The sequence below is a fragment of the Lonsdalea britannica genome (assembly GCF_946477055.1).
Classification (GTDB): domain Bacteria; phylum Pseudomonadota; class Gammaproteobacteria; order Enterobacterales; family Enterobacteriaceae; genus Lonsdalea; species Lonsdalea britannica_A.
The window spans coordinates 1-13,228 of the sequence record NZ_CAMKXG010000081.1 but is presented as its reverse complement, the minus strand read 5'-3'; the positions used below and the strand labels follow the sequence as shown (position 1 = coordinate 13,228).

Genomic DNA, 13,228 nt, shown 5'->3' with positions numbered 1-13,228 from the left:
GTCGAATACGCCGTAAACAGGATAAAAAAGCCCTGAACAGAGTATTCAGGGCTATCGGGTTCGCCGTGTGGCGCTTATCAGCGTCTTACTTTGCCATCCGGATAAGGCATGGCGCACCCGCTCTATAGCGATCGCCAGCGTGCAGGAGTGCTAGTCACAGGTTCCGCATTCAGCGACGGAGATATAGTCAGTGTAGATCTGCGGCGAGCCAGAGAACGAGGCCAGTTTTTTCCACTCTTCATACATCTGCTTCGTATCGCGATGCGCCTGAGCGAACTTGTCCGTTTCCTGAGTACCGATATCCGCCTCCGGATAAAACACCGTCAATGCCTCCACGCTCTCAATCTCCATCATGACGACGTATTGATCCAGCCTGTTGCCGCGCTCCCCTTTCAACAGATGAAATTTCCAACCGGGATAGTCCTCTATGCGGTGGTAATTCTCCGCGATAAAACACTCGAACTCCGCGGGGGTGACTCCCGTTCGCAAGGCCAGGTTATGAATGCCGATGATCCGCGCGGTTTTGTCATCCCCCTCCCCTTGATGATAGCGAGGGCCCGGTTTCACCGTGCTTTTGTTATTTTCGGCCAAAAGCTGGTAGTCGGTGAACAACGTCGGCAATTCCGCGAAAGTGGCCAGATGTTTCCACACTTCGAGGATCTCCTGCGCCTCAGGCGCATCCTGCCAGAATTGCTGAGCCAGCGCCGTGAGGTTGCCGTTTTCATCGACGTACAGATCGCGCGCTTCAGCGTTTTTCATTTCGAACAACATCAGATATTGGTCGGTACGTTCCCCACGCAGCCCGCGCAACAAGGTCCAACGCCATCCCGGATAAATCGGTAGTTGAACGCCTTTATCACGCACGAAGGCTTCAAACTGTGCGTTGGTGACCCCCGCTTCGGTATCAATACCAATGTAATAAAAACTGAATACACGAGAAGAGAAGTTTTGCATCACAATCATCCTTACACGCCCCTGCCACGCCGACGGAAAAAGTGACCGGCGGCGGGTTTTCGGCGTACGTTCCGTATGTTCTAAGATCCCTCATTTGACGCCGTAAGGCGTCAGAGTCGCTTACTCAAACTGCGTATTGATAATGGCTTCCACCAACACTCGTCCTGCTGGCGTTAAGGTCACCACGGCGTTTTCCACGGTCACCAACCCTTTCTCTTCAAGGTGGGGCAATGCCGCCGAGATGGTGGGATTATCAAAGAAACTCTCCCCATCAAACCGTTGTTTGTAGACCGCATCGTCAACCGGGATCAGCGTCGATAGCGCCATTTTGAACGCATTGACGCGCTGCTGATGCGGGGAGAATCCGCGAACCGAACCGCACGGCAGATGCCCCGCGTTCAGCGCATCGCGATACTCGTCATACTCCGTCAGGTTGATCATCTCGGAGCGGCGCGACTTGGAGCTGCCGCCCAGACCAATCGCGACCTCGGGATATTGCTTGTCGAGATCGGTGATCAGGCTTTTCCATTTCTCCGGCGGCAAATCACGTTTGTGGAAATACATGGTGGGATGTTCGAGGTAATCGTCGGCCAGATAGCGCTCCACCAGCTGACGCATCTGGTACTGTTTTCCCAGACTGGGCATTTCGTTATCACCCAGCGAGATCAGTTTGCGCTGCCAGAGGTTTTTCCGTTTCGCCGACACGCCGCTGCGGGTTTCCATAAACTCTTTCATGTGCAGCTTGGTGCAAACGACATGCGACAGATCGTACTTCTTCACCATCTCCATGTCGTAGGCCACGTCATCCACTTTTTGCCCCATCAGCCCATACATCAGGTCGATGGTGATCAGCTCGTACCCCATCGCCTTGGCATTTTCCAACGTGGAAAAACACTCCGCCGCCGTATGTCTTCTGCCGCAGGCATGGATGAGGCGATCGTTGAACGACTGAGCGCCGAACGACAGCTTGGTGAATCCCAACTCTTTCAATATGCCCAGATAGTTTTCAGGCAGGCTGCCCGGCTCGCCTTCAAACCGCAGGGTGGCGGAGGAGAAGTCGAAATTCTCTTTGTAAAACGCCATCAGCCGCCGCAACTCGGCCTCCGGCAGCAGCGAAGGCGTACCGCCGAAGATATTGAATTCACCGACGGGCGTCCGGCCCAGGTTAGGAACATGCTTCAGCCACAGCTGCGCCTCTTTGATATTCAGATCCACCACTTCGGTGAACAGCGCGCCCGCCTTGGCCGATTCCGGGTTGAGGATCACCGTAGGAAACTGACAAAAGTGGCACTTATAGCGACAGGTAGGGATATAAGCCCAGAGATGGATCCGTTCGGCTTTGCCCACCTCCACATCCATGTCGGCATGAAACGCGGAGAGCGGGTAATCCTCAATATCGCCGGGGAAGACGTGGCATCCAAAGGGATCCTTGACGACATAGTCGAGCAGCTTCGCATTCTCTTCTTTCGCCAGCACGTCACACACTATCGGCGTGGGATACCGGCTATCGAGATCGAGCAAGGTATCAAGATGGCTCTTATTCATCAAAATACCCCGCCATTGGCAAAATAGTTGTGCGCTTCGCCCGACTCGCGGTCTTCGCAGAAGTAGTACACAAAACGCAGGAAGTCTTTTTCATCCACGGTATCGAAACAGGCGGGCAGCGGCGGTGCGGAGCCGATATCCTCGCCGACGAAACGCCGCAGCGAATTGAATATCTCGTGTCTGAATTCAAAGTAGAGGCGGAAGGCGGGCGTTTTGTATGCGTGGATCGGCTTGAAGTCGACGACGCTGGTTTCGTACTTGATTTGATAGATACGACGATAGAGCCTTTCCGCCACTTCCGGGGTGAAGAACTCAATGACTTCCGGGTTATCAACCAGCAGCGACGGATTCAGTAGGACCGGCAGTACGATATTTTTCGGTATGTAGTCTTTGATTGAGTTGAACCAGGAGATTTCAGCCTGTTCAGGCGACAAATCCTGATAGTTTTCCAGCGCGTGCTCCGTCGGGCGAACATCCTTCATGATGATGATACCGTCTTTTCCGTAAGCGGTCCCGTTCATCACCTCGTACAGCAGCGTATCTACTCTTCGGCTATTGATTTTGACGAAAGCGTCCGGTGCATACACTGGCTTACCGCCGCAGGCAATGACCTTGATGCCGAAGTCCCAGTCGTCGGAGAGATGTTCAACAAAGCGCCCCTCCTCCAGCTGGTAGAAAATCTCGATGCCACCTACCGCGTCGTACATCCGTTTTTCGACGGCAAAGCCTTTGCCGTCGGGGAAACCGCCGAACAGCGAGAACGAGAAGTGGCGGCAACGCAGGGTCTTATCAATTTCACGATACAGGTTGGGACGACGCTCAAAATCACTTTTATCGTAGTAGTAATTACAGGTGCCCAGATCGCCATGCTGCTCGAGCATGGTGTAAACCAGTTCGTCGATCCAATATTTATCCACTTCGCAATCCGCATCGGCGGAAACGATATAGTGCTTATTATTGATGCCGTATTCGATATTACGAATACTGGCGCGCTGAGAGGCGTAATCCATCCCTTTTTTTCTGGCTGAAGAGACGCCCTGCGTAGTTTCATTAATGATATGTACCGTCAGGTCTTTATATTTATCCTGAGCCACTTTCACTTTCTGAATCGAGTCATCCGTCGAATTATTATCAACGATAATTAATTCCATATTATCCAGAGTAAATATTCCATATTTCGACTTCTGCTGATAAATAGAATCTATGACGGCTTCGATACGATCCCCTTCATTATAAACCGGCAGCACGATGGATATATAAGTTTCTTTACGCATAACGACTCCCTATTACACATTGAATACGTGGCCAAATATCTTGTTGGAAATTAATTTTTCCCCAATCTGGAAATTATGTTTCGCGATTAACTCTCGTTTCGACTTGTCGGCAACCAATCCATAAACCCGTTGCACAAAATCATCATCCGGCCAACCATCTTGTTCGGCGGAAATAGCCATGAGTTCGGTTTGAAAACCATACTGGCCGTAAACCTCGTCGTAATATTCATAATGGCTGGCGATATAACACCGCTGGTGGCTGATGGCCTCACCAATCGGGTTGCCGTAGCTGTCGTAATCGTACGACGTCAGGAAGGAGACGATGTCGCAGGATTCGTAGAGATCCTGCACGGTATACGCATCGCCGCTTTCGTCGATAAAGTCATGCTGCAAGGCGCCGATGAAATGGACAAACCGCTCCATCCCCAATTTGCTGACATAGTCTTTCAAATAACTAAAGTAGCGAGCATCTTCATGCTCTCCTCCTGCAATAACCAAATAGACGCAGGGCTCTTTATTATTTCTGACGCACAGCTCATTAAGTTTTTTCGTCAGATAAATATCCCGCTCCAGACGTTTCACCGGCACAAGCCGGGTCGTACGCGCAATCAGAATAACGTCATCTGAAATACCCAATTCGGGTCGCAGAGATTTCCGTGGTTTTTCGCCGCCGAAACAGTAGCAATTACGCATGACGTCGATATTCACCCCGCACCATTCGCTGAGTTTGCTGGCGAGGGCGTTATTTAACGTGACGTAATTGATATATTCGGTGGGGATAGGTTTAACGGCATAAGGCCAAGGGTCGCCGCCATATTTCCCACAGGCGGTTTCACTATTCCACATCAGGTCGTGATCGCGCCAAAGTACGAAACATCCGAGATGTTTCTCTTCGCCATAGGCGGCAATGGCTTTATACAGCGCGTGGGTGTAAACGATATTTTCAGGCAACGTGCCGTTTTCAATGACAACGTGGGTGATGCCAAAGTGACGCCAGGTTTCCACAATGCGCTCGGAGACCGCCTCGGCGACCGCATGAACGTCCGCCAGCTTACGCGCTTTTTTTTCTTCGCTGGCAGGAATGCTTCCATTAATCAGTAGATTGTTGACGTCATTGATAAAATACGGGGTGTAACCGGGCAGCTCACCGTCGCCCGTCGCCCGCACCACCGTGAAGATCTTGCCGAAGGCGCTCTTCTCTTCCTGCGTATATGGCTTGCCGAAATTGCCTTTATCGATCTTGATGTCGTACCCCAGATCAATGAACGACTCGAAGCCTCTCTGATTCAAGCAGGATGCCAGCTTGGCCGCTTCCACGGTGATCCCGGAAACGGCGACGCCATCAAATGAAATGAATATGACTCTATTCTTTACATCCATGTGTCCTTCCTACGTTTAATTGAATTAATTCAGAACGCCCTGAGTACGGCGCGCGCCGTCCCCGAGGTATGAAATGACGACCGCCCGTCGCCGAGCCGCTCTGGCGTCAGGGCGTGTTGAGCGCCGTTCATTAGAGACCGTCCGACAGCGAATAACCCAGCCGTTCAAGCTGAGGCCCCGCGACCGCCTCGAACTCGGCGATCTGACGTGCTGACAAATCGCGCTTGTAGCGACCGACCGGGGAAGTGGTAATCGCTTTAGCGGCGGCGTCCGCGGCGGGGTGATCCCAGGGATTCTCGAACAACACATGCGAAACCTCGTGGTGAGCCAGTACCTGATCGCTCCACTCGACGCCGATAAAATCGGTCATCCGTTTGATCACCTTCGCAGGGGACATCACCAGATCTTCATAGCGAATTTCCAGATAGCGCCCCGGCGGCGCCACGGTCACCGGACGAGAGACCACTTCCACCCAGCTACGCGCCATTTCCGAAGGGGTTTTGTATCCCCATCTGGGGACGGATTTGAGGTGGGAAGCGAAGAGATCGCGCCCGTCACGGACGATATGGATAAACCGCGCTTCGGGCCAAATCCGCGCAAAATCATCGATACGGGCGATTTTGCGCTGCAGCTTTTGGCCCCAGAACAGGCCGCCGTATTTCTTGAGCCGATAGGCGCCGATCTTCTCAATGAGAAAGCAGCGATCAACGAAGCGGCTGAGATCGCTTTTGCGCTCAGCCATCGCGGCTTCGACCAGTGCGATCAGATCGTCATTCGGCACGCCGGAGCGCTGGCATTGCTTAACGAAGTGCGCGCCATCAAACCAGAACGGATCTTCCGTATCTGTTCCCGGGCCAAGCACCCGGGGATCGTTGGCCGAGAGCAACCGCGCCGCCTCAAGGATGTGCGGCCCCAGATCGAGCGGCTCCAGAAAATCAATTTCAGGCGCGACGACCAGATCGGGATGGGCATCCAAAATAATGCTTTGCAGCGTCGTCCCCGATCGATTTTCGCCACCCAGCAACACAGGCGCTTTGACGTTAGCTTCTGGCTTCATAGGACCCTCGGCGAAAATTCAAGGCGTGAACGACGTCCGATTCCAGGTTCACTTCAAAGGCCACGCCGAACGCAGAGCGCGCGTACGCCTTTCGCCGCGTGTCGTCGATCGCGCCCATGTCGCCGCCCATGTCATTGCCAGACGCTTTGACGGCCTCAAGCGACGCTTTGAAAATAGAGACCGCGTGCTCCAATTCCGACTGACCAAAGGCAAAGTTGATCATGTGCGTGCCGTTGCACTCTAAAAACAGACCGTGCGCGAAGCACTCCGCCGTGACCGCATCGGCCACCTCAGCATTGGCGAAAACCGTTTTGAACATCAGCGGCGGGCCAGTTACCCATAGGGGGACACCGACCTCATCCGCCGCCCGCTGAAGCCTTTTCATCAGTTCAGCGCCGATATTCAGCGCGGCATCGTGCGGCCGTTCCTCTTTGAAGATCCGCAGCGCCACCAGCGCGGCGGCCATAGAGGTCACCTCTTTGTTGTAGGTGCCCGCCAAGCCAGCGGCGTCATAGGCGTTGATCAGATCGGCTTTCCCGGCGACGGTCGAGAGCGCAAAGCCGTTGGCGAGGCCTTTACTCACAATCATCAAATCGGCATCCACGCCGCCATCCCCGTGAACGCCGTGTGCGCCGTAACGCAGCCCGGACATCACCTCGTCGAGGATGAAGGGAACCCCGGCGGCGCGGCACAAGCGTCCCATCTCCTTGAAGTGGCTTTCGGGGAACCAGCCCAACTCGGGCGTGACAATGACGGCGGCGATGCGATCTCGCGCCACATCCAACGCCGTAGAGAGCGCCTCCAGGTTGTAGCCGAAGTGGAAGACATCCGTTTCCGGGTCGTAGCAAAGCTGCCCGAACTGGCGATGCCAGTCGTGCCAGCCGTGGTAACCGCTGGACAGTACGATCCGCCGTCCGGTATAAGCGCGGGCCATTCTGATCGCCGCTGAAGTGCCGTCCGATCCGGTGCGGAAAAAGACCGCTTTTTCAACGTGTTGGTAGCGTTCCACCAGCTGTTCGGCCAGCTCGATTCGCTGCGGAGACAGCGTGGTTGGGAAAATGATGCCGCGCGACTGGATCTGATCGACCACCGCCTGATCGATCTCTTTGCGCCGATGACCGAATAGCACGGTGCCGTTGGAAGAGGTCATGTCCAGAATCGTTCGACCGTCGCAGTCTTTGAGCCAAGCGCCCTTGGCGCTTTGCACCACGAACGGCGGGCGAGCGGAAATGTCGTACTCGCGGGCGGCGGTGGACGCGATCGCCCGTCGTAACTGCTGCTGATTATTATCCATCGTCTTTATCGCTCCTGAGTGAGGTTCAGCGCATTGCCACGGCCATGCGTCGCGCGTTGGCCATAATGGTGTGCGTCGGGTTCGAGTTGCCGGCAAAGGTCATGACGGAGGCGTCCATGACGTAAATGTTGTCGTAGCCGTGAACACGGCCCGAGACATCGACGACCGACCGCGTGGCATCCGTTCCTGCCCGCGCCGTGCCATGCAGATGCGAGCCGCCCTTGTTATGCACGGACGGTTCCCGCTCGATCGTCTTCGCGCCGGCTTCCCTCAGAATTTCCTCCGCCCGGGCCGCCATAAAGCCGATGCGCGCCAAGTCGCTGTCGGAGTTTTTGTAATTGAACTTGATCAGCGGGTTGCCGAATTCATCCTGATGCTCATCCAGGGTGATGCGATTATGTGACCACGCCTCTTCGCCCGCGAGATAGTGCAGACGGATGCGGCCAATATTGCGAAGCGGTTCCGGGGAAGCGACCTCGTACAGCAGGCCGCCAATCCCGGTGGGCACGTCGGAGTTCTGATAAAAATCATCGGTGTAGACGGACGCGGGCGCACCTTGATGCGGGGCGCACAGCCCATCTTCCTTCATCCAGGCTGGGTTGGAACCCGTCGTGTAACCGGTGATCTTGAAGGAGAGTCCGCGCCCCACCAGATCGTGCTCGTTGCCGATGCCGCGCGGCGCTAACACGGAAGTCGAACGCAGCAGCAGCGCGCTGGTTTGGATCGCGTTGCCGCAACAGATGATCTTTTCAACGGGGATGCTGAGATGCTCGGAAGAGAACGGGATATAGCACTCCGCCGATTGAGCATGCCCTTCGTTCGAAAGCCGGATGCTATTCACCATGCAGCCAAACAGTACGGTGATGGAACCCGGCAGCGCGGTGTCGTCGATCACCGAACGGTTCAGAATCGATGCCTTGGCGCCCGTCGTACAAGAGCGGCTATCGCAGGCCGAACAGAAGTGGCACCCGTTGTCGCACCCCGCTGGCACGATGGCGAGCGGCATATTTCGCGGGCGGTAACCGAGCGAAGCCATTGCATGGGCGATCTTCTTGCCGCGGGCGCTAAACGGATAGCTGCTGACATCCTGCATGCCCAGCAACGATTCGATATAGCTGTAATGTTCTTCCAGATCTTGCAGGGTGATGGGCCAGTCCATCTCCATATCCGAATGCAGGTAGCGGCTGATCCGCATGTCTACGTCGCGGTAGCGAAAGGTGATGGCGGAATAGAACTGCATACCGCCGCCGACGCAGCAGGCGGTCCACGGGTTGCCGTCCTGCAGACCGGTTGCGGTGATGGCCCGACTGTAGATGGATTGATGCGCCCCCAGCACTTCGCCCGGCGACGCCAGCCCGCCCAGCTCCAGAATCAGGACGTCCTTGCCCTGCTCCGCCAGCGTACGTGCCACCGTCGCGCCGGAGGGGCCAGAGCCCACAATGACGGCATCAAATTTGTCGAAACGTCCTTGATAAGCGCTGATGTGCTTAATCATTGTCATGGTTCATTGCTCCTTACTTCATTCAAAATTTCATCAACACGTCGGGCCACCCGGGCCTGGGGTCGCTGGCATTGCCGACCGTCGACAACGCATTCCTTTGCTACATACGCCGCTAAAAATCACTCGCGCGGCGCCTCCAACCTGAAGTGATGGCGACTTCGTCCATCTGCTTTGTCTTCTGTGAAACGCAACCCTGTCAGCGTGCTCAGGCTCTCAAACACACACAGGGGACGCATCCCGCATCGCCTGCCGGGCGTTGCCGCGACAGGTCGTCCACGAAACGCCGTAGCCACACGTCGATGGAGGCATGCCGTAAAATGTTCAGCATGCTCTGGTGGCGCTCTACGCGTTCTTCGAGGGGCATCATTAAGGCGCGATCCAGCGCGGCGGCGACTTCGCGCGGGTCATAGGGATTGACGATCAGCGCGGCATCCAATTCCCGCGCCGCACCGGCGAAACAAGACAGCACCAGCACGCCGGGGTCCGCTTCCTCCTGCACCGCCACATACTCTTTCGCCACCAGATTCATCCCGTCTCGCAGCGGCGTGACGCAGGCGACGTGCGCCTGACGGTATAGCCCCATCAGTCGCCGCCGATCGCAGTTCTTGTTGATGTAATTGAGAGCCAGCCAGTCCAGCTCGGAATAGCCGCCGTTGATACGCCCGGCCAGCGCATCCAGCTGCTCGCGTATCTGCCGGTAGCTGGAGATGTCATCCCGGGTGGTTGGTGCGAACTGGACAAACTGAACCCGCCGCCGATGCTCGGGATAATGTTTCAGCAGCATTTCGTAAGCGCTGAAGCGCTCGGGTAAGCCTTTGGAGTAGTCCAGCCGGTCAACGCTGAAGATCGCTTTGCGTCCCAGATGCCGGGAAACCTGATCGAGCAGGTGAAGGTCGGGGGAGTTGTCCTGCGCCAGTTGGCGAAGCGGTTCGATCGCGACGCTGATGGGGTAAACGCCGCTTTTGACGATATCGTCGCTCATTCCCATGCGGCTGGCGTAATCCCGAAAAGCCTGATGATCTTCTTCGGTCTGAAATCCCAGCAGGTCGTAATCCGTCATACTGGAGAACAGCTCACGGTGCGGCGGTATCGTCATGGCGATGACGCTGGACGGGAAAGGGATATGCAGAAAGAAACCGATACGGTTTGGGATCCCTATCGCCCGACAGGCTTGAGCGAAAGGCAGGAGATGGTAATCCTGTACCCAGATCATATCGTCTGGGCGAAGCAGCGGTTTCAACATCTGCGCCAGCCGGCGATTAACGCGCAGATACCCCTGATACTCTTCGTTGTCGTAGCGCGCCAGATCGACGCGGTAATGGAACGTTGGCCACAATGTGCCGTTGGAGAAGCCGCAGTAATATTGCTGATACTCTTCCGCAGTCAGCGCGGTCGTCGCAAAGGTGACGTTATTGACCGTCCGTTGTTCGACGCGAGTCGGACATGCTTCCACCTCGCCATTCCATCCGAACCAGACGCCGCCGCTCAGCTCCAGCGCAGCCATCATACCGCTGGCTAACCCTCCCGCCGGACAGTCATCCAGCGCCGGAGGCACGCGGTTCGATACCACTACAAGCCGGTTCATCGCGACACCGCCTTATCCGCACGTGGCGGGTCTGCGAGCGTGGTCAACCCTGATAACCACTCCCCGACGGCATCGACACTCGGTAGCCGATGCCCTGCGCAGGTAAGGCCAGCGCCGATTTTAATCCCCATGCCGCCCAGCGCCTGCGCCGCGTCAAACCCCTGCTCATCGGTGAGATCGTCGCCGACGAAAACGGGCAAACGGCCTTGAAAAGGAGCTTCCGTCATAAAGGCGCGCAAAGCGGCCCCTTTATTCACGCTCACTGGCTTGATTTCGATAACGCATTTCCCCGGCTGGGCCGCCCACTGGGGGTAATCCTCACTCAGCGCCGAGGCGAGCCGTACCGCTTCAGGTTCACACTCCGGACACTGGCGATAGTGCAGGGCCACGGCAGTATCCCCTTTCGCTTCGAGAAAAGCGCCGGGGTGCTGCTCTACCCAATATTTTAGTCGCAGATTAAGCTCCGCAGGCAGATGGGCCTCACAGCGATGAATCGTCCCATCCGCTCGACGACGTTCCCCTCCGTGAATGCCCGCCGCGGGCAGCAGTAACGGCACTAACAACCCATCGATATCTGCTAAACATCGTCCTGAGATAATTCCCACGGCGCCATCACAGGCGCGAAGCAGAGCGTGGAGAAGAGACAGACGCCCCTGAGGGATGACGGCCTCCTCGGGGCGGGCGCAAATCTCCGCGAGCGTACCGTCGATATCGAAAAAAAATGCTGAGTCACTGAGCCTGAATGCCGGTAAAGCGTCAGGCTGATGCATGTCTTCATGTTCTTCTGGAGTCACGTTTACAATCCTCTCTTGGTGATAGCGAGTTCAGTACTGATTCGCCAAAAGCAGCCGTATTCCTGATGCCAGTGAGTGATTGATCCAGACTCGCCGTGAATCCGCTCGCGGCGTTTATTCCCAGGGAGTGCGAGCACTCAAGGGATTGCGTCATTGGATATCCTCACTGACGTGACGATATGGGTTCCATCCCCCCCAAACGAACTCCTGACTCTGGGATAAAGCCGAAGAACATCGGGTACTGCCAGAAAATAAATGTTGAGTCAGTCCTATTGAATAAAATGGCGGGACTGAGCGTTTATTCTTATTTCTTTCACCAGATTGCAAACAAGTGATATCCACCATCTATTTATCGCGCGAGGACTAATAGAATGTGGCTTTATGCACAATTTTATTTTTATAAATATTCGATGGCTTTACTTTGGTATTCAATAAAACACATCCAAATATCCTTATAGGACATTCATCATTAGAAAAATTAATCTCCCTGACTGGACTGATAATTATCATTAATTCAATATGCGCAGATTTTTCAATACCCTACGCGACAATGAACTGTCATAAAATATAAATACTCTTCGTTTTCAGGATATAGGCAACCACATTTATTGAAAAATAAGATATATCTCAAGTCATCATCAAGAAAACATAAATATGTGTGTTTAGATGGATTTTAACTAAGTTAAATCACAAAGCAATTTTTATATTTTGTTTTTTCGATACATCAAGATTACATTATTACATTTGCCAATGATGGTTTCTTATTGGGTATCTATTTGAATAGATAACTTATTGCGTACCACAAAGATATTTCCCGTTGTTCTATGGCCGCTGACAATGGCTTAACCAAAGCCATTTAGACTTAACTCTGTGAAATGAAAATAAAAATAAACCAGCCACATCTCTCATTCGCTTAAATCACATTCCCAATAAATGAGGAACTTGCTGAAAGGCTAGCGTTAAGGTTTTCGTAAAAACATAGCTCACAGAGAAACACCTAACAATATCTATTAATGTCACGATTAGTTATTCAGAGATAACCAAATTTGACCCGGGTAAATAAATTGTTGAGACGCTTAAAATAAATTCAATCACTACATCCAATCATCATTATTAACCCCAAGATAGTTTCACGCCTCGATTATATTACTCAGACCATGCGTTTCATTTATTTCCATAAACAAGATATACATAGAGGAAAGGGGCCTTTCCCACAGTTCATTAAATAATGATCCATCGGCGTTGATAAAAATAAGAAATCGAAACAGTTCACAATTTCATCGAAATACTTAGCGTTATCAAGATTATTATTTTTGATGCGATTGTTATTTCTGAATGTTTAATGGAGATCGGTTTCAGCGAATGTCTGGCCGCGGGAATATCATAGGTTGTCTGGGGAATAACCGGTGACAATAATAAGCTGAAGGACCCTATAAAGGTTACTGTCCTTGTGGAAACGAAGTGGGCCCGAGATTGTCCACCGAATTGCGTTTAGAACAACATGATGACGTTCTGTTGTTTGCTGAAAGCCGATGTGACAGCAGACATTAATCAGCCTACGGAACAATTCTGGTGGATGCTGAGTTGCCGAATTGACGTGTTTGATTGAGACAATGAGGTGGGCGTGTAGAGTAGCTGTTGAGGATGGGGTTGAAGGCATTGGTATCAGGAGGGTTTATCGTCGAGGGCGGAATGCCGACCATATCCGCCACGCGATCGCAGCAGATCCCCAAAGGGGAGTCTTTATCAGGAAGGAAACGCTCAGTGGTGCTGTTGGCATCACCGCCGTTTGATGGTCGAACCAACTTAATAGCGCTGTAGATTATCCTGCATGATCGATTCCA

At 53.7% G+C, this 13,228-nt stretch carries 10 protein-coding genes; all 10 read right to left on the bottom strand.

From position 1 onward, the window contains the following. Positions 1 to 150 precede the first annotated feature (150 nt). On the bottom strand, positions 151 to 954 hold the full coding sequence (locus Q7O77_RS07655; protein ID WP_304165206.1) for a hypothetical protein: 804 nt from the start codon (positions 952 to 954) through the stop codon (positions 151 to 153). Between the two features lie 120 nt (positions 955 to 1,074). After that, positions 1,075 to 2,499, bottom strand: a complete 1,425-nt coding sequence (locus Q7O77_RS07650) for a radical SAM protein (RefSeq protein ID WP_304165203.1) — start codon at positions 2,497 to 2,499, stop codon at positions 1,075 to 1,077. Continuing rightward, positions 2,499 to 3,773, bottom strand: a complete 1,275-nt coding sequence (locus tag Q7O77_RS07645; RefSeq protein WP_304165201.1) for a glycosyltransferase family 2 protein — start codon at positions 3,771 to 3,773, stop codon at positions 2,499 to 2,501. Before Q7O77_RS07645 ends, Q7O77_RS07650 begins: the two co-directional genes overlap by 1 nt. A 12-nt stretch (positions 3,774 to 3,785) precedes the next feature. Then, positions 3,786 to 5,153, bottom strand: coding sequence for a glycosyl transferase family 2 (locus Q7O77_RS07640; RefSeq protein WP_304165198.1), 1,368 nt, complete (start codon positions 5,151 to 5,153; stop codon positions 3,786 to 3,788). A gap of 130 nt (positions 5,154 to 5,283) precedes the next feature. After that, positions 5,284 to 6,210: a sulfotransferase gene (locus tag Q7O77_RS07635; protein WP_304165195.1), complete on the bottom strand. Its 927-nt coding sequence runs from the start codon at positions 6,208 to 6,210 to the stop codon at positions 5,284 to 5,286. Next, the gene (locus Q7O77_RS07630; RefSeq protein ID WP_304165193.1) at positions 6,194 to 7,504 is read right to left on the bottom strand and encodes an aminotransferase class III-fold pyridoxal phosphate-dependent enzyme; all 1,311 of its coding nucleotides are present in this window, start codon (positions 7,502 to 7,504) and stop codon (positions 6,194 to 6,196) included. The genes Q7O77_RS07635 and Q7O77_RS07630 overlap by 17 nt, the downstream gene beginning before the upstream one ends. Before the next feature lie 25 nt (positions 7,505 to 7,529). After that, positions 7,530 to 9,005 carry a GMC oxidoreductase gene (locus tag Q7O77_RS07625; RefSeq protein ID WP_304165189.1) on the bottom strand — a complete coding sequence of 492 codons (1,476 nt, stop codon included), beginning with the start codon at positions 9,003 to 9,005 and terminating at the stop codon, positions 7,530 to 7,532. Positions 9,006 to 9,210: 205 nt separating this feature from the next. After that, the gene (locus Q7O77_RS07620) at positions 9,211 to 10,590 is read right to left on the bottom strand and encodes a trehalose-6-phosphate synthase (protein WP_304165186.1); all 1,380 of its coding nucleotides are present in this window, start codon (positions 10,588 to 10,590) and stop codon (positions 9,211 to 9,213) included. Then, positions 10,587 to 11,384, bottom strand: a complete 798-nt coding sequence (otsB, locus tag Q7O77_RS07615) for a trehalose-phosphatase (protein ID WP_304165184.1) — start codon at positions 11,382 to 11,384, stop codon at positions 10,587 to 10,589. Before otsB ends, Q7O77_RS07620 begins: the two co-directional genes overlap by 4 nt. Positions 11,385 to 12,940: 1,556 nt before the next feature. After that, positions 12,941 to 13,228 (bottom strand): hypothetical protein (locus Q7O77_RS07610; protein WP_304165181.1); only part of this gene is annotated, 288 nt, incomplete at its 5' end.